Genomic DNA, 26,631 nt, shown 5'->3' on the forward strand with positions numbered 1-26,631 from the left:
TCTTGGTGAGGAGTGAACTGGTGCGCCGACATTGCTTGCAGCGATAACGGCGCAGTCCTCGGCTCCAGCCCCAGGGTGCCAATTGGGCGGCCTCGGCCTGACAGTGGGGGCAATATCGGCAAGCGGGAAGTTGAGCGGCCAGCGAGGTGATGGGATGGGGGGTCGTGAGTTCATGTTGCGCAAGGCGACGCTGGCGCAAGCTGAGCTGTGGGAAGAGAGACAGCAGGTGTTGAAAGGCTTGGGTATCCATGATGGCGGCCCTCGGGTGATGACCTACTTCAAGGTTAGCCTTTCAACATGTAATTGGGACAGAGCCATTGGTAAAGGCCCTTTATCACCCAGATCCTCATGCAGGGGCGCGAACACACGGTGGCTGCCCGTGGATCGTACAGATTCGTTTAGCCGCCGCTCATCTTCCTGATCGCCTCGGTTTGGGTCATGACAGATTGCTGCCACTCCAGCCCATCAGCTGAGCACCTTTGGGAAAGGGCACCATAATCAGTTGTCAGGTGCAAACAAAAAGGTGGCGCCATGAAGCCGTTACGAAATGCCAATATCGACGAGTTCAAAGCGCACTTCCGGGGGGAGGTGCTTCTTGCTGCAGACGCGGATTACGACGAGGTGCGCCAGATCTGGAACGCCATGATCGACCGCAAGCCCGCGCTGATCGCCCGCTGTACCTCGCCCGAAGATGTCGTGCAGGCCGTCGAGTTAGCGCGAAAACACAGCCTCCTCGTCTCGATCCGAGGGGGTGGGCACAATATCGCGGGCAATGCCGTGTGCGACGGTGGCCTGATGATCGACCTCTCATTGATGAAGAGTGTGCAAGTGGACCCGGCCACTCGCCGGGCCAGCGTCGAGCCCGGCTGCACCCTCGCCGATGTCGATGCGGCCGTACAGGCCCACGGCCTCGCCACGCCACTGGGCATCAACTCGACCACGGGAGTGGCCGGCCTGACGCTCGGCGGCGGGTTCGGCTGGCTGAGCCGGAAGTTCGGCATGACCATCGACAACCTGCTCTCCGCGGAAGTCATCACGGCGGATGGCCGTCGGCTGCACGCCAGCGCAACGGAAAACGCGGATCTCTTTTGGGGGCTGCGGGGGGGAGGTGGCAATTTCGGTGTCGTCACCCGCTTCGAGTTCCAGCTCCATCCCGTCGGGCCGGATGTACTGAGCGGGCTCATCGTCTTTGCGTTCGATCAGGCGAAGCTCGTGTTGACGCGGTTCGCCCGCTTCACCGAGACGATGCCGGACGAGCTCAGCGTCTGGATGGTCACGCGCAAGGCGCCTCCGCTGCCCTTCCTGCCCGAAGACGTGCACGGCAAGGAGATGGTCGCGCTCGCCCTGTGCTATGCGGGCGATCCCAAAGAGGGGGAGAGGCTGATCGAACCGCTGCGCGGGTTTGGCACCGTGCTCGGCGAGCACATCGGGGTCCAGCCATACGTCGCCTGGCAGCAGGCGTTCGATCCGCTCCTGTCGAAGGGGGCGCGCAACTACTGGAAGTCGCACAACTTCTCGCAGCTCAGTGACGGCGCGATCGACGCCATCATCGAATACGCCGGCAAGTTGCCGTCGCTCCAGTGCGAGATCTTCATCGGCACGATCGGCGGCCAGACGGCCCGCGTCGCGCCCGAGGCGATGGCTTACTCGAGCCGGGATGCCAATTATGTGATGAACGTGCACGGTCGCTGGGAGTCGGCTGGCGAGGACGAGCGCTGCATCGCCTGGGCGCGCGAGTTCTTTACCAAGTCGCAACCCTTTGCCAGCAGCGGCGCCTACATCAACTTCCTCACCCAGGACGAGACCGACCGCATCGCCTTCGCCTACGGTGCGACCTACGATCGGTTGGTGGAGATCAAGAAGAAGTACGACCCGACCAACCTCTTCCGGATGAACCAGAACATCAAACCGGTATGAGCAGCGATCATGCGCCATGCAACCTAAGCCTGAGATCGTTATTCGACCTCCACAACCACCATCGAGGAGCGTACAGATGCGTATTTCCAAGCAGGACGTACCCGTCAGAATCCAGGTGCCGGGCGCCATCGCGCGGCAACAGACCGAATTTGGCGACGCGACCGGATACGGCATGATCAGCGGCGAATATTTTTCCCTCGGCGCGGGCACGGATATAGCACCGCTGCTGCAAGGGCTGAAGGGCGATCTGTGCCAGGCCCCGCACTGGGGCTATGTATTGCAGGGCGAACTGTCGGTCACCTATGGGGATGGTTCGAGCGAGGTGATCAGCGGTGGGGATCTGTTCTATTGGCCACCCGGGCACACGGTGAGGGTCGGTCAAGACGCCGAGGTCGTTCTGTTCAGTCCGCAGCACGAGCACAGTGAGGTGATCGATCACATGCTCCACAAGCTGGGCAGCTGAGTCAGTTCTCACTATTCAATCGAGAGGACCATCATCGGTGCGATGATGGTCCCTGAATTTCCCCCAGTTCCAGACCCTCCAACGCGTTCAAATGAGACAATCCCCTCAGGGATTACGACTCATCCACTTCCGCCATATCGAGAAACGCGCGCATGGCCGGGGTGACGCTCTGCTTGCGGGTGATGAAGGCGGTGGTGCCCGCCGTCGCGTCCTCCAGCGGCTGGCAGTGCACCTTGAACAGCTGGTTGGCGGTGCTGGCGATGCCGGCGCTGACCACGGCGCTGCCCAGACCATGGCTCACCGCATTGACCAGGTGGAACAGGGAGTCGGTCTCGAGCACCACCTTGAAACTCAGCTGCTGGCGGGCGGCGGCCTGCTCGAAATGGTGGCGAAACTGCATGGTCCTGCTCGGCAGGATCAGGGGGAGGGGTTGCAGATCGGCCAGTTTCAACGGGCCCTGGTTGGCGGTGCCGCCCGCCGCGGGCCGGGGGCTGAGCACCGCCATCGGATTGGGGCGGCGCAGCTGCACGTCGAGGGAGCGGCGCTGGCCGTCGGTGAGCGGCTCGTCAAAGCCGAGCCCGATGTCGGTCCGGTGCAGGTCCAGCTGCTCGAGCAGGGTGCCGTGGGTCATCACCGACAGGCGCAGAGTGACGTTGGGGTAGAGGGTATTGAAGCGCTTGATGAGCGGCATGATGTCAACGCTCGACTGCGGCACTATGCCGATGCGCAGGGCGCCACTGAGCTCGCCGCTGAACAGGCTCAGCTCCTGGCGCATCGAGTCCTGCTCCAGCAGCATCCGCTCGGCGTGGCGCAGCACCACCTCGCCGGCCTGGGTCAGCGCCACGAACTGGCTGTTGCGCACCACCAGTTCGGTGCCGAGGGATTTCTCCAGGGTAGTGATGCTGGCCGACAGGGTCGGCTGGGTGATGAAGCAGGCCTTGGCCGCCCTGGCGAAGTGGCGGTGCTGGGCCAGCTCGTAAAAGTAGCGTAACTGATTGATATTCATTGAAGCTATGCGGATGGGTACCATGAATGGGCGACAAACTTAATCAATCGAGCCTCCGTCTGCAATAGGATTGTTCTATTGGTGAATAGATTTGTTTCATTGGTTTTGCCGCCATGACTTCTCTAAACTTGGTTCTCGGATACATTTTTAAGCGTGTCGTATGGACCCTTTCAATGCATGGTTGCCCAGGCTGGACGAGCTGGTGGAAGAGGCGGCCCTGTCAGTCAATATCAACGGCATCAACCATGCCGTCATGATGGTGACCCCCGACGATCTCGATGATTTCGCCATAGGTTTCCTGTTCGGCGACGGCATCATCGCGGGCAATCAGGATGTGCACGACATCCAGATCACCCCCTCCGAGCAGGGTATGGTGCTCGATGTGACCATCGCCAACCGTTGCCTCGCCGCCCTGAGCCAGCGCAAGCGCCGCCTCACCGGCGCCACCGGCTGCGGCATCTGCGGGGTCGAGGCCATCGAACATGCCTTGCCCGCCCTGACCCCTCTCGCACCGCTGGCACCACCTGCGGCCGTGAGCCTTGCCAACTTGCGCGAGCGCATCGCCCCCTGGCAGTGCAAGGCCCGCCAGAGCGGCGCGATCCATGCCGCACTGGCGCTGGATGAGCAGGGTGAGATAGTGGCCTGCCGGGAAGACATAGGCCGGCACAACGCCCTGGACAAACTCATCGGCATGCAGTTGCGCCAGCCCGTGCGCGCCAGCACCCTGGTCATCACCAGCCGCTGCGGCAGCGAACTCATTCACAAGGCCGTGCAATTTGGCGCCGCTCACCTGATAAGCCTCGCATCCCCCAGCCAGCTCGCCGTGCGACTGGCCCTGAAATACAACCTGAACCTCATTCATGTGCCCAGGTTTGACGCCCCGGTCTACTATTCCCATGGCCGGCCCTCAGACCAGATCGGAGAACCCAATGTCCAGTCATATTGAGAAACCAGCCAAGGCCGGTGGATTTTCTTCCCTGCAATCCACCTTCAAGCAGGTGCTGCGCAGCCAGAAGACCCGTCAGAACATCAAGAACCTGCTGCGGGTCAACCAGACCGATGGCTTCGACTGCCCGGGCTGTGCCTGGGGTGACAACAAGCAGGGGGCCTTCCAGTTCTGCGAGAACGGCGCCAAGGCGGTGGCCTGGGAGTCGACCGGCAAGACGGTGGGGGCCGCGTTCTTTGCCGAGCATTCGGTGCGCCGCCTCGCCAGCCAGAGCGACTACTGGCTGGAATATCAGGGCCGTCTGACCGAGCCGCTGCGCTACAACCCGGCCAGCGATCACTACGAGCCGGTAAGCTGGGATGAGGCCTTCGCCATCATAGCCACCAAGCTGCAGAGTCTGGCCAGCCCGGACGAGGTGGAGTTCTATACCTCGGGGCGGGCGAGCAATGAAGCATCCTACCTCTATCAGCTGTTCGGCCGTCTCTATGGCACCAACAACTTCCCGGACTGCTCCAACATGTGCCACGAGGCGAGCGGCGTCGGCCTGATCCAGTCGGTCGGGGTGGGCAAGGGCACTGTGGTGCTGGAGGACTTCGACGTCGCCAAGGCGATCTTCGTGTTCGGCCAGAACCCGGGTACCAACCACCCGCGCATGATGAACGCACTGCGCCAGGCGGCGCGCCAGGGTTGCCAGATAGTCACCTTCAACAACCTCAAAGAGGTGGCGCTGGAGCGCTTCGCCAGCCCCCAGAGTCCGGCCGAGCTGCTGACCCCGGCGGCCACCCGCATCAGCCACCAGTACCTGACCCCCAAGCTGGGCGGTGACATGGCGGCGGTGCGCGGCATGGCCAAGTACATCCTGGAGGAGGAGGGCGGACGCATCGATCTCGCCTTCATCGAGCAGCATACCGCGTACTTTGATCAGTACCTTGAGCAGGTGCGGGCCACCGACTGGGCCCAGATAGAGGCCCAGTCCGGGCTTGGCCGGGACGCCATCAGCCAGGCGGCCAGGATCTTTGCCCAGAGCGACAGCGTGATCAGCTGCTGGGCCATGGGGATCACCCAGCACAAGCACTCGGTTGACACCATCCGCGAGATAGTCAACCTGCACCTGATGTGCGGCCAGATTGGCAAGCCGGGGGCGGGGCTCTGCCCGGTGCGCGGCCACAGCAACGTGCAGGGCAACCGCACCATGGGCATCAACGAGAAGCCGAATGCGGCCTTCATCGACCGGCTAGAGCGCCGTTTTTCGGGGCTCAAGCGCACGCCCGGGCACAACGTCTACGAGGCGCTCAAGGCCCTGCACGCAGGCAACAGCAAGATGATCGTCTGCCTCGGGGGCAACCTGGCGGCCGCTGCGCCTGACACCGACTTCACCTATGAGGCGCTGCGCAACAGCGAGCTGAACGTGCAGATCAGCACCAAGCTCAATCGCAGCCACCTGATGGTGTCCCGGGATGCGCTGATCCTGCCCTGTCTCGGTCGCACCGAGCTCGACCGGCAGCGCACCGGCATCCAGAAGATCACCGTGGAAGACACCTTCAGCATGGTGCACGCCTCGACCGGCATGAACGATCCTGTCTCCCCGCTCTGCCTGTCCGAGATCGACATAGTCGCCCGCATGGCCGAGGCCACCCTGGGGAGCGAGCGGGTCGACTGGCTGGCCCTGCGCGATGACTACGGGCTGCTGCGGGATCTGATCGCCGAGACCATCGCCGGCTTTGACGACTTCAATCGCCGCATCGAGGAGCCCTGCGGCTTCCACCTCGAGAACGCGGCGGCCAAGCTGCGCTGGAATACCCGCAGCGGCCTCGCCGAGTTCAGGCCGAGCCGGTTGCCGGACTCCATCCTGCCCGACTGCACCCGCCACGCCGAGCAGATGTTGGATCAGCCGGTCTTGCTGCTGCAGAGTCTGCGCTCCCACGATCAGTACAACACCACCATCTACGGCATGGACGATCGCTACCGCGGCATCAAGGGGCGGCGCAACGTGGTGTTCATGAACGAGGCGGATGCCCGCGCGCTCGGGTTGGCCGAGGAGCAACAGGTGGACATGGCCGCCATCTGCAACGACGGGCGCGAACGGGTGGTGCGCGGCTTTAGCGTCATCTTCTACGAGATCCCGCGGGGCAACATCGCCGCCTACTACCCGGAGACCAACCCGCTGGTCGCCATCGAGAGCATAGGCGAGGGCTCCTTCACCCCGACCTCCAAGTCCATCCCCGTGCTGGTGAGCCCGACCAGGGCGCCGGCCAGCCTCGCCGTCAACCTGTAGCCTGTTGCACCTTCCCATTCGACCCCTGCCATCGGCAGGGGTTTTTTCATCTCTGGCGTTCGTGCTAACCCAGTGTGCGCCGAAGCTGTATGGCGATTGTACGGCTAACCATCTTTGGGTAGCTGGGGTCCGGGCTTGCCGATATGCTTGCCCCCCTTTCCCGGTCGCCCGTGACGAATGTCAGCGGCCGGCAACCTGAATACGGAACGCGCCTGCGAAGCTGGGTGGCCCAGCGCCACCGCAGTACCGCGCGTGACCCAGTGCGGATCCCATACATGCGTAACTCGACCTCCCCTCTGCTGGCCGGCCTGGCCCTCACCATGACCCTGGCGGCGGCCCCCGTGAATGCGGCAGAACCCGCCAACGAGGATGCGAAAGCCGGCCAGGATGGCAAGAAAAGCGAGGAGACGGCGAAGGCCGATCGTTCCCCCTGGCTGTTCGTGCCGCTGCTGAGCTCCAGCCCCAAGCTGGACACGGCGGCGGGCCTGATGGTGGGTTATCTGCATCAGTTCGATGAAGAGTCGCGTCCGTCGCTGTTCACCCTCTCGGCCAAGTACACCACCTCCGAGTCCCTGATCGCCAGCGCCTTCGCCAAGACCTCGTTCGGGGCGGATCACCACCGTATCGTCGGCGGCATCATCTCCGGCGACATCAACAACAGCTACGAGGACTACCTCGGCACCGGCCGTGCCCTGGAGACCAACGACAACTTCCGCTCCGCCTTCTTCCGTTACTTGTACCGGGTGGAGGGGGACTGGTTCGTCGGCGGCATGGCGGCGTACTCCAACTACGAGATGCAGGGTCAGGATCCGCAGTCGGATCAGATCCTCGACGAGCTGGGACTGGAGGGCTTCACCTCGGGGGGGCTCGGGCTGGTGGTGCAGCATGACTCTCGCGACAGCGACTTCAGCGCGACCAAGGGCTGGTACCTCAACGTCAACAACCTGGCCTATCGGGAGGGCTTGGGGGGAGAGCAGGACTTCGACATCTACCGGGTCGACTACCGGGGCTACTGGAGTCACGGGGAGGGTAACGTGCTCGCCTGGCGCAATCGCAACCAGTTCTCGCACGACGCGCCGAGCGGCTCCTATTCCCCCATCTATCTGCGCGGCTACACCCCGGGCGAGTACCTGGCCCAGAACATGTCGGCGGTCGAGGTCGAGGAGCGCTACAAGCTGGCGGATCGCTGGACCCTCACCGCCTTCGCCGGGGTGGCCTGCCTCTACGGCGACGCCGTCAACGGTGAGTCACTGGACTGCTCCGACAGTGACAACATCTATCCCGCCTGGGGGGCGGGGGTCCAGTATCTGCTCAAGCCGGAGGCGGGCATAGTCGCCAACCTCGAGTATGCGATGGGCAAGGACGACAACTCGGGCATCTATCTGAAGATGGGTTACAGCTTCTGACGCTGGGCCCCGCCCATCAACACATTCCCACCACCACGCAATTCCTGCCTTGGTGCTTGGCTTCATAAAGCGCCTTGTCCGCACACTTGAGCACCTCCCCGAGGGTGGCGCTGGCATGTTCGGGCCAATGCGCCACGCCGAGGGAGAGGGTGACTCGTCCCACCCTGGCCATCTCATGGGCCGCCACCTTCAGCCGCAGCCGCTCGGCAATCGCCTGGGCCTGCGACAGCGAGACCCCGGGTAGCAGCAACAGAAACTCCTCACCGCCGCTGCGGAACAGGGCCGCATCCGGCCTGATCTCCTGCTGCATCAGGCCGGCCAGGGCGATGATCACCTCATCCCCGACGTCGTGACCGAAGTTGTCATTGATGGCCTTGAAGTGATCGATGTCCAGCGCGATGACGGACAGGGCCCGGCGCTCGGCCTGATATTCATCCAGCATCTGCTGCATCGCCCGCCGGTTGAGGAGCCCGGTCATGGGATCGGTGTGGCTGTCGTTGTGCAACTTGTCGATCTTGGTATTGAGCAGGCCCAGCCCCTTGAGGATGGCCTGCTTCAACTGGGCCGCCTCGAAGTACCAGGCGCGGATGCCAGCGATGTTGGAAATCGCCTCCTGCTGATCCATCAGCCTGGCCCGGTTGGCCAACTGGCGCAGCGGCCGGGAGATGAAGGTCGCCGAGAGCCAGATGACGAAGAGGATGAAGAGGGTGAGGGGGACCATCTGCATCAGCACGCCGGACAACTGCTCGTCGAGCCCCGCCAGGGTGGCGCTGCGCGGGCGCTGGGCGACTATGCCCCAGCTCGCGCTGGCAACCGGTGCGAAGCCGGCCAGCATGTCGGTGCCCCCGGAGTTGATCACACTCAGCGCCCCCTGCTGCCCGTTCAGCACCTCGTCAACTACCTGATTGTCTTCGATCTTCTGGCCGATGCGCTGGGGATCCGGGTGGTAGATCAGCGTCTTCTCCCGATCGACCACATAGAGGTAGGAGCCATCCTGGTAGTAGTGCTGGCCCAGCATGCTGGAGAGGATGCTGGCCGACTGCAGGTAGATGGTGCCGGCGACGTAGCCGAGGTAGCGCTGATCGGCCGCAAACACCGGGTAGGAGAGGCTGATGAGGTAGTTGCCGGAGAGCGAGACGAAGGGGTCCGAGATCAGCGGTTGCTGCAGGCTGAGGGCTTGCCGGGAGATGGGGGAGCTGAGCTTGGCCCCCTTGAGCTGCAGCGTCTCGGGGGAGACGGCGACTATGGTGGCGTCGCGGTTGACGATGACCACCGAGTTGAAGGTGTTGGTCTGCAGGCGCAGGCGGCTGACCTCCTCGTCGAGGCCCCCCAGGTCCCTGGCCTGCAGCAACGGCGCCAGCAGGGAGGCGCTGTAGGCCAGCTGCCCCTGGGCGGATTGGAGCATGGCATCGGCGGAGGCGGCCAGCTTGGCGGCATAGACCCGGTTGGCCTCCAGGGTGCTGGCGATCAGCAGCTGTCGCTGGGCCTGGTGGACGGCGTAGAAACTGTTGCCAAAGGTGGCCAGCACGCCGAGGACGGCCAGGGCCAAGATGAGGCGGTGCAAATCGAATTTCAGCAGCCAGTGAGGTGGCATGGGGGACAGGGATCCTTGTCGGGCGGCGCATCGAGCGCCGGGGTCGATGGGGAGATTCTAATGGGCTTGTCTGCCGAAAAGCTACTGCTAATCAGGCGGCGCGCCCATGGCGCCCAGCGCTTTCTGGCCACCCGAGCCTCTTTCATCCCGAATCCATCCCCCGTTCAGCCGTCGAGCACCGCCTTGTGCAGCGAGGCCGGCCGCTACGCTATCGGCCCTGAGCCGGGGTGGCGTCTCGGAGCTCGGGATCCCCGAGTTCGGCCACCGTCTGCCAGAAGGCGTCGATGAGCGGGTTGTCGCCCTGGGGCGGGCGGGTGAGGCCGATGATCCAGCTCGCCTCGGGCTCCATGAGCGGCAGGGCGATCACGTCCGGGTGCTCTATGGTGGTGGAGGAGGGCACCAGGGTCCAGGCGATGCCCGCCGCCGCGGTGGCGATGCCGGCGGCGAAGTCGTTCACATACTGGATGTCGCGAAAACGCAGCCCGCTCTGGGCCAGGTAGTGCACGAATTGATCGTGGAAGGAGGGGGCTTTGTCCCGGCGCAAGATGGCCAGCGGCTTGTCCACCAGATCCGCAAAGCCGCCTATCCCGCGGTAGCTGGCGGGCAGCACGGCGACGAAATGGGCGCGCACCACCGGCAGGAAGTGCCAGCCCCTGGGGGCGGGCAGGCGGCAGAAGCCGAGATCCAGCTTGCCCTCGGCGAGCGCCATCAGCTGGTGATGGGTGGAGAGATCGTTGAGCTCGATATTCACCCGGGGGCGGGTCGCCCGAAAGCGGGCGATGGCGGCGGGCACCAGCAGCTTGGTGGCCACCCCGAAGCCGATGCGCAGGCTGCCGCCGCTGCCCGCCAGCACGTCGCGGGCGGTGCGGCCGAGCTGCTCGCTCTGCGCCACCAGGGCGCAGGCATCCGCATAGAGTGCCCGCCCGAGCAGGGTCAGCCGGGTGCTGCTGGCGTTGCGCTCGAACAGTTCGCCGCCAAACTCCGCCTCCAGCCGCCGTATCTGCTTGCTCAGGGCCGACTGGGTGATGTGCTGGCGCGCCGCCGCCTGGCCAAAGTGCAATACCTCCCCCAGGGTGACGAAGGCCTTCAGGTCTCTCAGCTCCATCGCTGCTCCTTCATTCCTGTGTGGAATGTTGAATGGTCAAAATTGTCATTGGACGGAATTCTAGAACTGTTCGATGCTTGTGCCAATTCATTCAGGGTGCCCAGGTTGCCAAGGCACTCAGGTTTCAAGCAGCAGGAGACAAGCCAGATGCATCACCCCAAGTTCAATGACTTCCCCGCGGACTTCCTCTGGGGCGCCGCCTCCGCCGCCTATCAGGTCGAAGGGGCCTGGGACGCCGATGGCAAGGGCCCCTCGGTGTGGGATCTGTTCACCAAGCTGCCGGGCAAGACCTTTGAGGGCAGCAACGGCGACGTGGCCGTCGATCACTATCATCGGGTGGAAGAGGACGTGGCGCTGATGGCCGAGATGGGGCTCAAGGCCTATCGCTTCTCGGTGAGCTGGCCGCGCATCTTCCCCACCGGTCGGGGCGAGGTGAACGAGGCGGGGCTGGCCTTCTACGAGCGGCTCATCGACAGCCTGATCGCCCACGGCATCGAGCCGGTGCTGACGCTCTACCACTGGGATCTGCCCCAGGCGCTGCAGGAAGAGTACGGCGGCTGGGAAGACAGACGCATCATCGACGACTTCGAGCGCTACTGCGTCACCCTCTATCAGCGCTTCGCCGGCAAGGTGAAGTACTGGGTCTCCCTCAACGAGCAGAACTACAACCTGACCAACGCCTATCAGCTCGGCACCCATCCGCCCGCGGTGCAGGACAGGAAGCGCTTCTTCGCCGCCAACCACATCGCGTTTCTGGCCAACGCCCGGGTCATCAAGGCGTTCCGCCAGCACGTGCCGGGCGGTCTGATAGGCCCGAGCTTCGCCTACTCGCCGGCCTATCCGGCCTCCTGCGCCCCCAGCGACATGCTGGCCTATGAGAATGCCGAGGAGTTCACCAACCTCTGGTGGCTGGATGCCTACTGCTTCGGTCGCTATCCCCAGGCGGCGCTTGCCTATCTGAGGGAGACCGGTGAGGCGCCCGAGATCCTGCCGGGGGATCTGGAGCTGCTGCGGGAAGGCACACCGGATTACATAGGGGTCAACTACTACTACACCCTGACCTTCACCGACAACCCGATCGGCGGCCAGACCATGCAGCGCATCAACACCACGGGCCAGAAGGGCACCACGCCGTCCAGCGGCGTGCCGGGTCTCTACAAGACCACCCCGAACCCGCACCTCGAGACCAGCAACTGGGACTGGGCCATCGATCCCACCGGGATGCGCATCGCCCTGCGCCGTCTCTCGTCCCGCTACGGCCTGCCGCTGATGATCACCGAAAACGGCCTCGGCGAGTTTGACAAGCTGACCGCGGACGGCCGGGTGCACGACGACTACCGCATCGCCTACCTGCGCAGTCACCTGAAGGCCTGCCAGGAGGCGCTGCAGGACGGGGTCGAGCTGCTCGGCTACTGCGCCTGGTCCTTCACCGACATCCTGAGCTGGCTCAACGGCTACCAGAAGCGCTACGGCTTCGTCTATGTGGAGCGCGACGAGCAGGGCGGATCCTTGCGCCGCATCAAGAAGGAGAGCTTCCACTGGTACAAGAGCGTCATCGCCTCCGGCGGCAAGACGCTATAAGGCTCGCCTGAGCGGGGAGGTATTCCCCTTGCCGCCATGTCAAAAGGCCCCCTCGGGGGCCTTTTGTGTTTGTGCCTGGCTGCTGGAACCAAGTGACTGCGGCGAAAGAGACCTAGATAAACATGCCGCCGGAGGCCTCGATGCGCTGGGCGTTGATCCAGCGGCTGTCCGGGGAGAGCAGGGCGGCGATGACGCCGCCGATGTCGTCGGGCTGGCCGACCCGGCCCAAGGCTGTCTGGCTCGCCACGAAATCGTTGAGGGCCGGATTGTCACGCACGGCGCCGCCACCAAAGTCGGTCTCGATGGCGCCGGGGGCCACCACGTTGACCGCGATGCCGCGCGGACCCAACTCTTTGGCCAGATAGTGGCTCAGCACCTCGATCCCCCCCTTCATGGCGGCGTAGGCGGCGTAACCCGGCAGAGCGAAGCGGGTGAGACCAGTGGAGAGGTTGAGGATGCGCCCGCCGTCCATGATCAGCGGCAGCAGCTGCTGGGTCAGGAAGAAGGTCCCCTTGAGGTGGATGTTGAGCAGGGTGTCGAACTGCTGCTCAGTGGTCTGCTCGAAGCTGGCGTGAATGCCGATGCCGGCGTTGTTGACCAGGAAGTTGAACTGGGTGCGCTGCCACTCCAGGGCGAGCAGTTGGCGTACTTCCTCTGCGAAGGCCGGGAAGCCGGCGCTCTCGCCCACCTCCAGTGCCAGGGCGTGGGCCTGTACCCCGAGGGCACGCGCCTGGGCCACCACGGCGGCGGCCTCGTCGGCCTGGCTGCGGTAGGTGATGATGAGATCGACCCCCTTGGCCGCGAGGGCCAGGGCCGCGTGTTTGCCGAGGCCGCGGCTGGCGCCGGTGATGAGGGCGATGGATCTGGTCATGGTGTGACTCCTGTCTGGGGGATGTAAGAGGGTGTGTTGAACTTACCTCTTCACTCTATTGGTGCTTTCATGCGGGATAAAGAGGGTGATAATGAATGCACTGTTCCGTTTGAAAGGATAATAGCCCATGGATCAACTGGATGAGATGAGGCTCTTCATGCGGGTCGCCGAGCTCGAGAGCTTCAGCCGCAGTGCCGAGCAGCTCGGGATCCCCAAGGCGACCCTCTCCGCCGCCATCCGCCGGCTGGAGGAGCGAATGGGCACCCGCCTGCTGCAGCGCACCACGAGGCGGGTGCAGCTGACCACGGACGGTCAGCTCTGCTACGCCCGCTGCCGGGATCTGCTGGCGGACATGGAGGAGTTCGGCGGCCTGTTTCGTCAGGAGGGGCAGATCTCGGGTCAACTGCGGGTGGACATGCCGAGCCGGATGGCGCGCCATCTGGTGATCCCGGCGCTGCCCGCCCTGCTGGCGGCTCATCCCGCCTTGCAGCTGATGCTGAGCAGCACGGACAGGCGGGTCGATCTGGTGCGCGAGGGCTTTGACTGCGTGGTGCGGGTCGGAGCGCTGGAGTCCTCCAGCCTGGTGGCGCGCCCCCTCGGCCAGTATCGCCAGATCAACTGTGCGAGCGCCGGCTACCTGGCCGCCCACGGGCTGCCCCAAAGCCTGGCGGATCTGAGCCGTCACCGGCTGGTGCACTATGGCACCGGGCTGGGGCGCAGCGAGCCCGGTTTCGAGTACCTGGCCGAGGATGGCAGCCGCGCCCTGTTGCCCATGGCGGGGGCGCTCACGGTCAACGACAGCGAATCCTATCTCGCGGCGGCGCGGGCGGGGCTTGGCATCATCCAGATGCCGCGGGTCGGGGTGGAGCCACTGCTGGGCAGCGGCGAGCTGGTGACTATATTGCCTCGGTGGCAGGCGCCGCCGCTGCCCATTCACGCCCTCTATGCCCATCGTCGCCAGCTGGCCCCCAGGGTGCAGCTGTTCATCCGCTGGCTGGCAGAGTTGCTCGAGACGGCCCTGGCCACCGAGTCAGGCGCGGCTGCGCCTTGAGCGGTACTGACTGGGGGACTGGGCGAAGGCCTCCTTGAAGAAGCGGCTGAAGCTGCTCTGGCTGGCGAAGCCGAGTCGTCCACCCACCTCCTGCAGTTGCAGGCCGGGATCCTGCAGCAGGCGGCAGGCCTCCTCCCGTCTGACCTGATCCAGCAGCGCCGAGAAGTGGCAGCCCTCCTCGCGCAGGTAACGATTGAGGGTCCAGCGGGTCAGCTTGAGCGTCTCGCAGATCTCGCCGAGCAGCCGGTGGGGCTCGCCGTCCCCCTGCCAGAGCCGCAGCCGGATCAGCTCCAGCACCCGCTCACGGTAGCGGGTCGGCGGGTGGAGCAGGCTCATCTGGTTGCCAAGCTCCCCCAGCAGCAGGGGCTGCAGGGCCAGGTTGTGGCCGGCATAGGCGAGATCGAGCAGGGCGGCGGGGAAGCGCAGCTCAAAGCCCGTTCCCAGTTGCAGCCGCCCTCCCAGCCAGGCGGCCAGCTCGCGCCACAGCTTGGGGCGCACCGGCGTCGGCAGCACCAGCTGGCCCTGCCCCGGGTGGTAAAACTGGAGCAGGGCATAGAGGTGGCAGAGGTTGGCCAGGCTGCTGATGGCGATCACGTCCGGGTGAGCGGACTCCGAATGGTAGCTGAGCCTGGCTTGTCCATCTTCCTCCCGCAGGAGGATCCGGTCGCACTCGCCGATCAGGGGGCGGTAGGAGAGAAAGAAGTGCAGCGCCTGGCGCAGGGTGGCGGCGTTGCAGCAGAGGCTGGCCAGGGGCAGGAAGTCGGCAAACAGCCCGGTCAGCGAGGGGGGCGCCCAGCCGCGGGCGAGATCCGCATGGGGGGCGACCTGGGCCAGCAGCCGGAAGTGGCGCTGGGCATCGATCCTGCCCTGGGGCAGTTGCAGTTCTTCTCTGGCTATCCCGGCGGCGAGCAGGAGCTGGGCCGGATCCCGCCCCTGAGTCTGCCAGTGGGCGAGGCAGTGCTGGGCTATCCGGTTGGAGACTGTCTTCACGGCGAAATCCTTGTCGGCGGTGGCCCACCATGATCCAGCACCGGCAACAAATTGCTGTGACCCAGGTGCGGTTAATTGTTTCAATTTTGTAACCAAGCGTAATCCTGCAACCCTTTTCACAGTTTTGCATGCTGCTCCCAGCGGGCAATTTCCTGCACCCGTCGGGCAAGTGAAGGGGCTGGCTTTTCCATACAGTGGCCTGACCTACACACATGGAAGGTCACAATAATGAAATACCACCGTCTCGCCCTGACCATAGGCGCCCTGCTGCTGGCCGGGTGCAACAATGACAACGACTCCACCCCCAAGCCCGAGCAACCCGACCTGGGGCACCGCTCGGCGGCACTGATCGAGCAGGATGGCCTGCAATTCAAGGATCTGGATGCCAGCGGCGACCTGACCCCCTATGAAGACTGGCGCCTCGGTGCCGACGAGCGGGCGCGGGATCTGGTGGCGCGACTCACCCTGGCCCAGAAGGCGGGGCTGATGATGCACGGCACCCTGGTGCTGGACGGGGAGGGGCGGGTCAATCTGGCCGCCATGGACAAGATGCTGAAGAGTGATGGGGTCAACACCTTCATCACCCGCATGGCCGGCGATCCGGCGGCGATCGCCGAGGACAACAACCGGCTGCAGGCGCTGCTGGAGGGGGTGGGCCTCGGCATCCCGATGACGGTCAGCACAGATCCGCGCAACCATTTCACTCATGATCCCAACGCTACCAGCATCGGCGCCGGCGCCTTCTCCCAGTGGCCAGAGACACTGGGTCTCGCCGCCATCGGCGATGCCGCCCTGGTGCAGCGTTTCGGCGACATCGCCCGCCAGGAGTACCGCGCCGTGGGGATCCAGGAGGCCCTGTCACCCCAGGCGGATCTGGCGACCGAGCCGCGCTGGGGCCGCATCAACGGCACCTTCGGCGAGAACAACCAGCTCGCCAAGTCCCTGGTCAAGGCCTACATCGAGGGCTTCCAGCAGGGGAGTGACGGCATAGGCCCGCAGAGCGTCGTCACCGTGGTCAAGCACTTCGCCGGGGCCGGCCCGCAGAAGGACGGACTGGATGCCCACAACCCCTGGGGCAAGGAGCAGGTCTATCCGGGGGGTCAGTTCGCCTACCATCTGGTGCCCTTCGAAGGGGCCTTCGAGGCCAAGGTGGGGGCTGTCATGCCCTACTATGCCCTGCCGGAGGGCTTGACCCATGAGGGACAGGCCATCGAGGAGGTGGGCTTTGGCTTCAACCGCCAGATCCTGACCGAGCTGTTGCGGGGCCACTTCGGGTTCGAGGGGGTGGTGCTCAGCGACTGGGGCATAGTCAACGACTGCAACGCCCGCTGCGAGGAGGGGTTGAGTCAGGAGGAGGTGGCGGCCGGCGTCAGCCCATGGACTGTGCCCTTTGGCATGTCCTGGGGGGTGGAGAACCTGACCAAGGCCCAGCGCTACGCCAAGGCCATCGCCGCCGGGGTGGATCAGTTCGGTGGGGTGGAGGATCCGGCCCCCCTGCTGGCGGCCGTGCAGGCGGGTCTGGTGACCGAGGCGGCGGTGTCGAACTCGGCCCTGCGCATCCTCGAGCAGAAGTTCGCACTGGGGCTGTTTGAGAACCCCTACGTCGATGCCCAGGCGGCGGTGACCCTGGTCGGCAACAGCGCCTTCCAGCAGGAGGCCCAGGCGGCGCAGGCGGCGGCCCACGTGCTGCTGAAGAATGACGGCGCCTTGCTGCCACTCAAGGCCGAGGGCAAACGGGTCTATCTCCATAACGTCAATGCCGAGGTGGCGACGGCCAATGGCTATACGGTGGTGACGGATCTGGCCCAGGCCGATCTCGCCATCGCTAGGGTCAATGCCCCCGGCGAGCAGGATCCCCGCTTCCCGTTTGGCAGCATCCACTTCGGTCAGCTTGGCTTCGCCAGCAGCGATCAGGTGGAGCAGGAGACCGCCCATGAGGGGGTCTACCATGGGGCGGACGAGCTGGCCGCCATCCAGGCCATCGAGCAGGCCGGGGTGCCGCTGGTGCTGTCGGTCTATCTGGACAGGCCCGCCATCCTGACCGAGGTGGCCCCTGCGGCCCAGGTGTTGCTGGCCAACTTCGGTGCCCTGGATCAGGCGCTGTTCGACGTCATCAGCGGCAAGGCCAAGGCCAGGGGCAAGCTGCCGTTCGAGCTGCCCTCCAGCTGGCAGGCGGTGCTGAACCAGCAGTCGGATGTGGCGAGCGACTCTGCCAGCCCGCTCTACCCCTATGGTGCCGGGCTTGACTATTGAGTCATGACTGACCACCACCCTGAACGAGGCGCCTGCGGGCGCCTTTTCTATGGTGGCCATCGACAATCCCGGTTTGGCGCGGGCGGGGGGCTTGGGCATAATGGCGCCTCACAACGCAGACCCCATGAGACGCCGCATCGGACGTTCAGCTTGGCGCGGGTCTGCCTGATGACGGTTCACAGTGCAGAGGAGATGTTATGAAATTTATCGGAGCCCACGTCAGTGCGGCCGGCGGGGTGGAAAACACCATCGCCCGCGCGCAGGCCATCGGGGCCAATGCCTTCGCCCTGTTCACCAAGAACCAGCGCCAATGGCAGGCGGCGCCGCTCTCCGAGGCCAGCATTCGCGCCTTCAAACAGGCCTGCGACAAGGCGGGCTTTCGCCCCGAGCAGATCCTGCCCCACGACAGCTACCTCATCAATCTGGGTCATCCCGACCCCGATGCCCTGGCCAAGTCCAGGGATGCGTTTCTGGACGAGCTCAAGCGCTGCGAGCAGCTTGGCCTCTGCTACCTCAACTTCCATCCCGGCAGCCACCTGAAGCAGATCCCCGAGGCCGTCAGCCTGAAACTGGTGAGCGAGTCCATCAACTGGGCGCTGGAGCGCAGCCAGGGGGTCAGCGCCGTGATCGAGAACACCGCCGGGCAGGGCACCAACCTCGGCTGGTCGTTCGAGCACCTGGCCACCATCATCGACGGGGTGGAAGACAAGAGCCGGGTCGGCATCTGTTTCGACACCTGCCACGCCTTCGCCGCCGGCTACGATCTGCGCAGCGCCGAGAGCTGTGCCCAGGTGTTTGCGGATTTCGATCGCATCGTGGGTTTTCAGTACCTGAAGGGGATGCACATCAACGGTGCCAAGTGTACCTTCGGTAGCCGGGTCGACCGTCACCACAGCCTGCTGCAGGGGAATCTGGGGGAGGCGGTGTTCCACCACATCATGAACGATGCGCGCTTCGACGGCATTCCGCTGATCCTGGAGACCATAGATGAGACGATCTGGGGTGACGAGATCCGCTGGCTGCGCAGTCTGGCCAAGGCATAACCGGTGCAGGAGAGAGAACGGATGCAAACAGAGGAACTGACGGGGGCGCCACTGCGCTGGGGCATCGCCGGGGCGGGGGCCATAGCGCGCCGTTTCTGCCAGGATGTGAACCTGCACGCCGGCGCGGGCCGGGTGGTGGCGATCGCCGCCCGTGATCAGGGGCGGGCGAACGCGTTTGCCCGGGAGCAGGGGCTGGCGCTGGCCTATGGCAGCTACCAGGCGCTGGCCGAGAGCACCGAGGTCGATGCCGTCTATGTGGCGGTGATCCACCCGGAGCATGCCGGGCTGATCAGGCAGATGTTGCTGGCAGGCAAGCACGTGCTGGTGGAAAAACCCGCCGTCACCCGGGTGGCGGATTGGGATGCGCTGGTGGCGCTCGCCCATGAGCGTGGCCTGCTGCTGCTCGAGGCCATGAAGGTGATGTGCTTCCCGGCCATGCGCGCCCTGCTGGCGCGGCTGCCCGCCTTGCCCGCTCCCCGCTCGCTGCGGGCGGCGTTCGGCTCGGTGCAGGAGCGCGGCGGCAAGCTGTTTGATCCTGGCCTGGACGGTGGCGCCGGCTGGGACGTCGGCGTCTATCCGCTCTGGCTCTATGCCGCCTTCTGTGAGCGACTGGGGCTGGCGGCGGGAGAGCCCGAGCTGCGTCTGGTGCGGGCCGAGGGGGAGGTGGATCTCGCGGCGCACTTCGTGTTTAACGGGCCCCTTGCGGCCGAACTCGGCGCCTCCATAGTCGAGGAGCTCGACAAGAGTGCCTATCTGAGCGGAGATGTGAACGGAGAGCGCTGGGAGCTGGTACTGGAGGGCAAGTGGTGGAACCCGCAGCATGTTCGCCTGCTATCCGCCGGGCCCCTTGACCATTGGCCTGAGGATATTCACCTGCCGGTGCTGGGGGGCGGCATGCAGCATGAGGCGGATCACTTCGCCGATTGCGTCCGCCAGGGGCTGCTGGACTCCCCCTGGTTGCCCCAGGCCCTGAGCCGCCGGGTGCTGGGTTGGGTCGAGGCGGGGCTGCAGATCGGGCGCTGAGTGGCTCGGAGCCATCCTGTCTGACCGAATAAAAGAGGGCGCCACGGCGCCCTCTTCGTCATGGGGTTATCAGGGCGTCGGAGTGCCGGCTCGCGCCAGCTCAGGGCCCTGCTGGCTGCGGCAAAATGCCAGGAAGCGGCGCAGGGCGGCGGAGTGGTACTTCTGCTTGTGCCAGATGAGGGAGAGTCGGCGGGGGAAGGACTGGCTGAGGGAGAGCGCCACCAGGCGGCCGCTCTGCAGCCGATCCGCCACCGCCAGCCGGGAGACGAAGGAGAGGCCGAGGCCATGCTCCACCGCCAGCATGACGGCCTCCAGGGTGTTGAGCTCGAGCCCCGCCCGCCAGTGCGGCAGCCTGGGCTGGAGCTGCTGCTCGAACTGCTCGCGGCTGCCGGACTGGGGCTCGCGCAGCACCCAGGTTTCACCGTCGAGCCGCTCGGGGGAGAGGGCGGCATGCGTGGCAAGGGGGTGGTCTGGCGGGGCGATGATCAGCATCTCGTCCTCGAGCCAGGGCTCGGTCACCAGATCCGGGTGATGGTTCTCTCCCTCGATCAGCGCCAGATCCAGCTCGAAGTTGGCGAGGGCATGGCACAGCAGATGGGTGTTGGCGATGGTCACCCTGGGGGGCAGCCCCAGCTCGTGGGCACTGTCGGCCAGCAGGCTCGGCAGCAGGTAGTTGCCTATGGTCTGGCTGGCACCGAGCCGCAGCTGGCCGCTGGGCTCGGCATCCGGGCGAAACAGCTGCTCTATCTCCTGCATCCGGGTCAACAGTTCCTCGGCAGCCGGCTGCAGCAGGCGCCCCTCGTTGTTGAGTTGCAGCCGGGGATGCACCCGGTCAAACAGCGGGGTGGCGAGCTGGCGCTCCAGCTCCTGAAGCGACTGGGAGACGGCGCCCTTGCTCAGGCAGAGCTCGCCCGCCGCCAGCCCCAGATTGCCATGGCGGGCTATGGTGGCGAACACCTTGAGTTGTTGCAGGGTCAGCTTCATATTGTTTGGTTTTCCTGAACGCTTAATTCAATTCATTTAGATATCGTAAACGATAGACCCTCATTATCCTATGCACATCGTCATCAATAAGAGGGTATCAGACATGATCGCAAGAACCCGCCGCTCCCTGGCCGCCGCCCCGACCCCCATGGCAGGGCTGGCTCTCGGGATCGCCAGCCTCGGCTGGTGTTGGGAAAACGCCGGTCAGTTCGATGGTCGCCTGCAACTGCTGGGCGGGGCCATCGCCGCGGCCCTGCTGCTGATCCTCACCTGCAAGTTTGTGCTGCACCCGCGGCTGCTGTGGCAGGATCTGGCCCACCCCGTGGTCGGCAGCGTGGTGCCCACCTATGCCATGGCCACCATGGTGGTCTCCAAGGCCGTCGGGCTGCTGGCGCCGGCGCTCGGCCAGGGGCTCTGGCTGTTCGCTGTGGTGCTGCACCTGCTGTTCCTGGCCACCTTCATCTGGCACCGGGCCAAGGCGTTCGAGCTCCATCACATGGTGCCGAGCTGGTTCGTGCCGCCGGTCGGGATCATAGTGGCGGACGTCGCCTATCCGGGCGGCCCCTTCGCCGGGCTGGCCAACGGTCTGCTCTGGTTCGGCATGATCTGCTACGGCCTGATGCTGCCGCTGATGCTCTATCGCCTCATCTTCAGCCACGAGGTGCCGGATGCCGCCAAGCCGACCATCGCCATCCTGGCCGCCCCCGCCAGCCTCTCCTTGGCCGGCTACCTGACCGTGAGCCAGGATCCGTCGCTGCTGCTGGTGGCCACCCTGCTCGGGATAGCACTCCTGATGACGGGCATCATCTACCTGGCCTTCGTCAAGCTGCTGCGTCTGCCGTTCTCGCCAGGGTTTGCCGCCTTCACCTTCCCGCTGGTGATAGGTGCCACCGCCCTGTTCAAGGTGGCTCACCTGCTGGCGCAGTGGCCTGAGGCGGCGCACTATGCGGCGCAGATCACCCGGCTGGCCTATGTCGAGCTCGGTGTGGCGACCCTGATCGTCGGTTACGTGGCGCTGCGTTACCTGATGTTTTTCCTGCCCCTGGGCCAGGCGCGCATGACGGTGGCGAACCCGCCTCTGGCGCGTCGCTGAGGGCGCTGTCGGACTTAGGCTGACCGTCCAATCTTGTCATCGGCAAAACACCCCCTCATGCGGGGTGTTTTGCATTGTACATGGCCGGCTGAGTTGCTTTTCTGAGCGGGAGAGGTCCGCCCTCGGGGGAGGGGCGCCAGGCCCCTTGGCCAGAGGCGTGAGCGGGATCAGGAAGCCGATGATTCAGGTGACATTAAGATAGCTTTAACTGGTATTACCTGTCAGGATTGCCACAATTGCCCATTTTCATCATTCGATAGTATCCATGTCCTCCCAAGATCCCGTTTTTGACTCCTCTTTTCAGCCCCGTTTGCTGCATCCCCGTTACTGGCCGAGCTGGCTGGCCCTGGGTGCCCTCGGCGTGTTCGCCTTCGTGCCGCCGCGCTGGCGCGACAGGCTGGCCGACGCCCTGGCGCCGCTGGTGCTCAAGATCTCGAAGAAACAGGTCTATATCGCCAGGACCAACCTCGCCATCTGCTTCAAGGAGAAGAGCGAGGCCGAGCGGGACGCCATCCTGATGGCCTCCATCCGGGTCGGCCTCAAGAGCCTGCTCGGCTTCGGCGAGTTCACGGTACGCAGCCCAGAATACCTGATGAAACGCATCCAGGTGAGCGGCTGGGAGTACATAGAGGCGGAGCAGGCCGCCGGCCGACCGGTGATCCTGGTGGTGCCCCACAGCTGGCCCATCGATGCGGCGGGTTACTACTTCTCCCAGCGTGGCGTGCCCATGTGCACCATGATGAAGAGCGCCCGCAACCCGGTGTTCGACTGGCACATCAACCGCGAGCGGGCCAAGAATGGCTGCCGCGTCTATGAGCGCAGCGCCGGCATCAAGCCGGTGATCAAGGCGGTCAAATCCGGCCTGAGCTTCTTCTATCTGCCGGATCAGGATCATGGCCGCGAGGCGAGCATCTTTGCCCCCTTCTTCGACTATCCCAAGGCGACCCTGCCGGCCCTGCCACGGCTGGTGAAGCTGACCGGCGCCAAGGCGGTGCCGGTGCTGGCCTGCTATGACGAGGCGGCGCACTGCTACAAGCTGGAGATAGAGGCCCCCTTCGCCGACTACCCGAGCGAGGATCTGCTGGCCGACACCTGTCGCATGAACGATTGCGTGCAGCGGCAGCTGACCCGTCACCCCGGTCAGTACATGTGGTTCCTCAAGATCTTCGATACCCGCGAGGGGCAGGAGGGGCCGGATGGCCTCTACGAAGAGGGGATCCGGCGCATTCGCCGTGGGCTCTCGCCCCATCCCTGAACCCCAGCTTAATGCGCAGTTGCGAATGGCCCCAAGTGGGCCATTATTTATTTCTAACTAGTCTGATCAGTGACTTGGCGGCGGCTCTGGGCGGCCTTGGAGTAGAAAAAAATGTCAGGATCACTAAAATAACCCTCTGTTTTGATGATTCGATGGCGACCATGTCCTCACAAGATCCGGTGTTCGACACCTCATTTCATCCGCGCCTGTTGCACCCGCGTCTGTGGGGAAGCTGGCTGGCACTCGGCCTGCTCTCCCTGTTGGCCTGGACGCCGGCCCGCTGGCGGGACAGGTTGGCCGACGGGCTGGCGCCCGTGCTGCTGCGGTTTTCCAAGAAACAAGTCTATATCGCCGAGACCAACCTCAAGATCTGCTTCCCCGCACTGGATGCGGCCGGGCGCAAGCGGCTGTTGCTCAAGTCCATCCGGGTCGGCCTCAAGACTTTCATGGGCTTTGGCGAGCTCACCTGGCGCGGCAAGACCTTCCTCAAGAGTCGCATCAAGGTGCGTGGCTGGGAGCATATAGAGGCCGAGCTGGCCGCCGGACGCCCCATGATCTTGGTGGTGCCCCACACCTGGGCGGTGGACATGATAGGTCGCTACCTGACCGATGAGGGGGTGCCCCTCTGCACCATGATGAAGAGCCCCAAGGATCTGGTGTTCGACTGGTATATCAACCGCGAGCGCAGCAAGGGCGGGCGGGTGTATGAGCGCAGCGTCGGCATCAAGCCCGCCATCAAGGCCCTGCGCGGGGGGGACAGCTTCTTCTACCTGCCGGATCAGGATCATGGACGCGAGGCGAGCCTGTTCGTGCCCTTCTTCGGCCACCCCAAGGCCACCCTGCCGGCCCTGCCCAAGCTGGTGAAGCTGACCGGTGCCAGGGCGGTGCCCATCCTGGCCTGTTATGACGAGGATGAAGGCTGCTATCGGCTGGAGGTGGAGCCGCCCTTCGACCCTTATCCCACGGCGGATCTGGTGACGGACGTCAATGCCATGAACCGTATGGTGGAGCGGCAGCTCAGCCGCTTCCCGGAGCAGTACATGTGGTTTCTCAAGATCTTCGAGACCCAGGAGCATCAGGAGGGGGAAGACGGCCTCTATGAAGAGGGGATCCGGCGTATCCGGCAGGGGCTGCCCCCCGAGCCCTGACCGGTGCGGCCCTCACAAAGGTGGCTTGGCGGGCACGATAGTGTCTCATTTGTCGCCATTTTCTGCGCCCTCCGGCCGGTCCGGACGGGAAGAGGCGGGGGATAGCGACGCCACGGGGATATGGGATGGAAAAACGAGGCTGCGCCGGACTGTCTTGTCCTACGCAAACAAGGTGCAAACAAGGTGCAAATAAGGTAAAAGGGCGGTCATGAAAATTCCAAATCGAATCCAACCTCTGGTTGATGACGGCCTGGTCGACGATGTCATCAGCCGGCTGATGAGCGGCAAAGAAGCCGACGTCTATGTGGTGCGCTGCGGCGACGAGATCCGCTGCGCCAAAGTCTATAAAGAGGCGGCCAAACGCAGCTTCAAACAGGCCGTGGTGTATCAGGAAGGGCGCAAGGTGCGTAACAGCCGCAGCGCCCGCGCCATGGAGAAGGGCTCCAAGTACGGTCGCAAGCAGCACGAAGAGGTGTGGCAGAACACCGAGGTGGACGCTCTGTTCAAGCTGGCCGCCGCCGGCGTGCGGGTGCCCAAGCCCTATGTCTGCCTCGATGGCGTGCTCCTGATGGAGCTGATCACCGACGAGGAGGGCAATGTGGCGCCCCGCCTCAACGACGTGGCCCTCAGCCCCGAGCAGGCGTTGGCCGATCACGCCAAGGTGATCCGCTACGTGGTGCGCATGCTCTGCGCCGGCCTCATCCACGGGGATCTCTCCGAGTTCAACGTGCTGGTGGATGCCCAGGGCCCCGTCATCATCGATCTGCCCCAGGTGGTGGACGCCGCCGCCAACAACCAGGCCAAGGCGATGCTGGAGCGGGACGTCAACAACATGCGCAACTACTACGGCATGTACGCGCCGGAGCTGCTCCAGACCCGTTACGCCAAGGAGATGTGGGCGCTGTTTGAAGATGGCAAGCTCAGCCCGGAGAGCGAGCTGACCGGTCTGTTCGAGGAGAGCACCGAGGCCATCGATCTCAGTGCCGTGCTGCACGAGATCGAGAGTGCGGAGGAGGAGGCGATGGAACGCCGTGCCCGCATGAAGGCCGAGCAGGAAGAGGAGTTCTGATGCGAACTTGAGGTGCTCCCTCTGCCTACACCCCCTGTGTTGGGGTGCCGGTCTTTAGCAGGCTGGTTGTGGAAGGGTACTGCAATAATGATGAGGGGCAATGTGCCCCTCTTCGTTTAAACGGCGGACCCAGCCGGGAGCCTGAGCCCACTGAACAAGTCGGGTCAGCAAACCAGCCGATTGGCGCGGCGCGCAATCACAAACACCAGCGTACACAAGACGATCGGCACCAGAAAATCCAGAACACTCCCCAGTTCCCAGACTCTGGGATCGAATCCGCCCCACCAGGGCATGTTGGCCCTCCGCCCCTGGCCGAACAGCGCTATCCACCTGTATTCCGCCTGTGTCTGCTCCCGTGCCACAAACCATATGCACCCAATGAGGCCGCCATATCCCCAGTGCCTCAGACGATATCCGATCAGAGCCTGTATCGAGACCGCTGCGCTGGCGTGATAGAAGGGAGATAAATCCATAAACAATCCTTGGTACTCACCGAGAGAGCCCGCCACCTGCTTTGTGTAAACGGCCTGTGCCAATGCGGGTAAGCGGGTCTGCGGGCAGCTTTTTGTAGATATATGCCGTTACGACATGCCTGCCTCGCCGGGATCAGAGCCCGATCAGCGGCGGGGCGATGAGGGGTGGTCCCGGGTAGCCGGCGACCTTGCCAAAGCGCGGATGGCCGTGCGCCCAATCCTCGGCGGCGCTGCGGATCTCCTCCCTGTCAAAGCTCACGAAGTTCCACCAGATCTGCAGCGGCTGGGTCAGGGGCTCGCCGCCGATCAGCAGCAACCGGGCGCCGGCCGCCAGCTCGACCTCCAGGCTCTGCTCACCCGGCGGCAGGTAGATGAGCTGCTCGGGGGCGAGGGGCTCCCCGGCGATGCTGACCTGACCCTGCAGGGCGAACAGGCCGTGCTCGAACGCGGGATCGAGCGCCAGCCGCAGGCGCTGCGCCTGGCGACTGTGCAGGTCCAGCCCCAGGATGGGGGAGAAGCAAAGGGTAGGCGCGCTGCGGGCCTGATAGTCGCCGATCAGCAGGGTGAAGCGGGTCTCGCCCTCCTGCCAGCTGGGCAGCTCGGGGTAGTGATCGAAGCGGGGGCGGGTATCCTTGTCCGCCTCGGGCAGGGCGATCCAGAGCTGGGCGGCATGCAGATCGGGGTGGCCCGCCACCGACTCCTCGGTGTGCACTATGCCGTGGCCGGCGGTCATCAGATTGACCTGCCCCGGGCGGATAAGTTGCTCGTGCCCCAGGCTGTCGCGGTGCAAGATCTCCCCAGCCAGCATCCAGGTGAAGGTCTGCAGACCGATGTGAGGGTGGGGTCCCACGTCCAGACCCGCATCCCCGGGAGCGAAACGGGTCGGCCCTATGTGGTCGAGAAAACACCAAGGGCCTATGGTGCGCCGCTCTTTGACCGGGATGGCGCGGGCCACCGGGATGCCGCCCACGTCGGTGAGGCGGGAGGGAATGCGTTGCCACTGTTGTTCCATGTCGTGCTCCTTGCTGGGCGGTGATCCTGCTGCATCAGGATAGTGTATCCCTCACGCTCGCCGAGAGGGATGG

22 protein-coding genes and 1 pseudogene are annotated in these 26,631 nt (G+C 64.6%); 14 read left to right on the plus strand and 9 right to left on the minus strand.

Annotated elements, in window-relative coordinates; translation table 11 throughout:
• Positions 1 to 250, minus strand: a pseudogene (locus KW825_RS10490) (IS1595 family transposase); the annotation flags it as partial.
• 281 nt (positions 251 to 531) lie between these two features.
• On the opposite strand from KW825_RS10490, the gene KW825_RS10495 reads away from it, so the two are divergent.
• Positions 532 to 1,917 (plus strand): FAD-binding oxidoreductase, encoded by a 1,386-nt coding sequence (locus KW825_RS10495; protein ID WP_218329172.1) that lies wholly within the window; start codon positions 532 to 534, stop codon positions 1,915 to 1,917.
• Between the two features lie 76 nt (positions 1,918 to 1,993).
• The gene (locus KW825_RS10500; RefSeq protein WP_218329173.1) at positions 1,994 to 2,380 is read left to right on the plus strand and encodes a hypothetical protein; all 387 of its coding nucleotides are present in this window, start codon (positions 1,994 to 1,996) and stop codon (positions 2,378 to 2,380) included.
• Positions 2,381 to 2,492: 112 nt separating this feature from the next.
• On the opposite strand, the gene KW825_RS10505 is transcribed toward KW825_RS10500, so the two are convergent.
• The gene (locus KW825_RS10505) at positions 2,493 to 3,386 is read right to left on the minus strand and encodes a LysR family transcriptional regulator (protein WP_042653712.1); all 894 of its coding nucleotides are present in this window, start codon (positions 3,384 to 3,386) and stop codon (positions 2,493 to 2,495) included.
• A 160-nt stretch (positions 3,387 to 3,546) separates the two neighbouring features.
• On the opposite strand from KW825_RS10505, the gene fdhD reads away from it, so the two are divergent.
• The 3 genes from fdhD to KW825_RS10520 all read left to right on the plus strand — a co-directional run bounded on the left by fdhD (position 3,547) and on the right by KW825_RS10520 (position 8,013).
• Complete coding sequence (gene fdhD / locus KW825_RS10510; RefSeq protein WP_218329174.1) at positions 3,547 to 4,332, plus strand: formate dehydrogenase accessory sulfurtransferase FdhD; 786 nt, start codon at positions 3,547 to 3,549, stop codon at positions 4,330 to 4,332.
• Positions 4,316 to 6,607, plus strand: a complete 2,292-nt coding sequence (locus KW825_RS10515; protein ID WP_218329175.1) for an FdhF/YdeP family oxidoreductase — start codon at positions 4,316 to 4,318, stop codon at positions 6,605 to 6,607. Before fdhD ends, KW825_RS10515 begins: the two co-directional genes overlap by 17 nt.
• 275 nt (positions 6,608 to 6,882) lie before the next feature.
• Positions 6,883 to 8,013: a hypothetical protein gene (locus KW825_RS10520; RefSeq protein ID WP_252994344.1), complete on the plus strand. Its 1,131-nt coding sequence runs from the start codon at positions 6,883 to 6,885 to the stop codon at positions 8,011 to 8,013.
• Between the two features lie 16 nt (positions 8,014 to 8,029).
• Here the strand turns inward: KW825_RS10520 and KW825_RS10525 are convergent, their stop codons facing one another.
• On the minus strand, positions 8,030 to 9,607 hold the full coding sequence (locus tag KW825_RS10525; RefSeq protein WP_218329176.1) for a sensor domain-containing diguanylate cyclase: 1,578 nt from the start codon (positions 9,605 to 9,607) through the stop codon (positions 8,030 to 8,032).
• Positions 9,608 to 9,815: 208 nt separating this feature from the next.
• The gene (locus tag KW825_RS10530; protein WP_218329177.1) at positions 9,816 to 10,712 is read right to left on the minus strand and encodes a LysR family transcriptional regulator; all 897 of its coding nucleotides are present in this window, start codon (positions 10,710 to 10,712) and stop codon (positions 9,816 to 9,818) included.
• Between the two features lie 147 nt (positions 10,713 to 10,859).
• Between KW825_RS10530 and KW825_RS10535 the strand changes: the two genes are divergently transcribed.
• On the plus strand, positions 10,860 to 12,293 hold the full coding sequence (locus tag KW825_RS10535; RefSeq protein WP_218329178.1) for a glycoside hydrolase family 1 protein: 1,434 nt from the start codon (positions 10,860 to 10,862) through the stop codon (positions 12,291 to 12,293).
• A 112-nt stretch (positions 12,294 to 12,405) separates the two neighbouring features.
• Here KW825_RS10535 and KW825_RS10540 read toward each other — a convergent pair whose 3' ends face one another.
• Positions 12,406 to 13,164 carry an SDR family NAD(P)-dependent oxidoreductase gene (locus KW825_RS10540; RefSeq protein WP_218329179.1) on the minus strand — a complete coding sequence of 253 codons (759 nt, stop codon included), beginning with the start codon at positions 13,162 to 13,164 and terminating at the stop codon, positions 12,406 to 12,408.
• 127 nt (positions 13,165 to 13,291) lie between these two features.
• Between KW825_RS10540 and KW825_RS10545 the strand changes: the two genes are divergently transcribed.
• A complete protein-coding gene (locus tag KW825_RS10545) occupies positions 13,292 to 14,215 on the plus strand; it encodes a LysR family transcriptional regulator (protein ID WP_218329180.1) in 924 nt (307 codons plus the stop codon).
• Here KW825_RS10545 and KW825_RS10550 read toward each other — a convergent pair.
• Positions 14,195 to 15,205, minus strand: a complete 1,011-nt coding sequence (locus tag KW825_RS10550) for an AraC family transcriptional regulator (protein ID WP_218329181.1) — start codon at positions 15,203 to 15,205, stop codon at positions 14,195 to 14,197. The genes KW825_RS10545 and KW825_RS10550 overlap by 21 nt on opposite strands.
• Before the next feature lie 228 nt (positions 15,206 to 15,433).
• Between KW825_RS10550 and KW825_RS10555 the strand changes: the two genes are divergently transcribed.
• The 3 genes from KW825_RS10555 (at position 15,434) to KW825_RS10565 (ending at position 19,524) form a co-directional block, all read left to right on the plus strand.
• On the plus strand, positions 15,434 to 17,458 hold the full coding sequence (locus KW825_RS10555) for a glycoside hydrolase family 3 protein (protein ID WP_218329182.1): 2,025 nt from the start codon (positions 15,434 to 15,436) through the stop codon (positions 17,456 to 17,458).
• 197 nt (positions 17,459 to 17,655) lie between these two features.
• A complete protein-coding gene (gene nfo, locus KW825_RS10560; protein WP_218329183.1) occupies positions 17,656 to 18,501 on the plus strand; it encodes a deoxyribonuclease IV in 846 nt (281 codons plus the stop codon).
• A 21-nt stretch (positions 18,502 to 18,522) separates the two neighbouring features.
• Positions 18,523 to 19,524, plus strand: coding sequence for a Gfo/Idh/MocA family protein (locus KW825_RS10565; RefSeq protein ID WP_218329184.1), 1,002 nt, complete (start codon positions 18,523 to 18,525; stop codon positions 19,522 to 19,524).
• 69 nt (positions 19,525 to 19,593) lie between these two features.
• Here the strand turns inward: KW825_RS10565 and KW825_RS10570 are convergent, their stop codons facing one another.
• Positions 19,594 to 20,508: a LysR substrate-binding domain-containing protein gene (locus KW825_RS10570; protein ID WP_218329185.1), complete on the minus strand. Its 915-nt coding sequence runs from the start codon at positions 20,506 to 20,508 to the stop codon at positions 19,594 to 19,596.
• A 103-nt stretch (positions 20,509 to 20,611) separates the two neighbouring features.
• On the opposite strand from KW825_RS10570, the gene KW825_RS10575 reads away from it, so the two are divergent.
• From KW825_RS10575 to KW825_RS10590, 4 genes are all read left to right on the plus strand, one after another.
• Entirely contained in the window at positions 20,612 to 21,601 is a 990-nt protein-coding gene (locus KW825_RS10575; RefSeq protein ID WP_042653770.1) for a TDT family transporter, read from the plus strand.
• Positions 21,602 to 21,866: 265 nt separating this feature from the next.
• A complete protein-coding gene (locus KW825_RS10580) occupies positions 21,867 to 22,856 on the plus strand; it encodes a lipid A biosynthesis (KDO)2-(lauroyl)-lipid IVA acyltransferase (protein ID WP_218329186.1) in 990 nt (329 codons plus the stop codon).
• Between the two features lie 152 nt (positions 22,857 to 23,008).
• Entirely contained in the window at positions 23,009 to 24,004 is a 996-nt protein-coding gene (locus KW825_RS10585; RefSeq protein ID WP_218329187.1) for a lauroyl-Kdo(2)-lipid IV(A) myristoyltransferase, read from the plus strand.
• Between the two features lie 208 nt (positions 24,005 to 24,212).
• A complete protein-coding gene (locus KW825_RS10590; RefSeq protein ID WP_218292152.1) occupies positions 24,213 to 25,073 on the plus strand; it encodes a PA4780 family RIO1-like protein kinase in 861 nt (286 codons plus the stop codon).
• Positions 25,074 to 25,237: 164 nt separating this feature from the next.
• Here the strand turns inward: KW825_RS10590 and KW825_RS10595 are convergent, their stop codons facing one another.
• On the minus strand, positions 25,238 to 25,546 hold the full coding sequence (locus KW825_RS10595; RefSeq protein WP_218329188.1) for a hypothetical protein: 309 nt from the start codon (positions 25,544 to 25,546) through the stop codon (positions 25,238 to 25,240).
• A gap of 133 nt (positions 25,547 to 25,679) precedes the next feature.
• On the minus strand, positions 25,680 to 26,558 hold the full coding sequence (locus KW825_RS10600) for a pirin family protein (RefSeq protein ID WP_218329189.1): 879 nt from the start codon (positions 26,556 to 26,558) through the stop codon (positions 25,680 to 25,682).
• Positions 26,559 to 26,631: the final 73 nt, after the last annotated feature.

The organism is Aeromonas sp. sif2433 (assembly GCF_019218705.1).
GTDB classification, from domain to species: domain Bacteria; phylum Pseudomonadota; class Gammaproteobacteria; order Enterobacterales; family Aeromonadaceae; genus Aeromonas; species Aeromonas encheleia.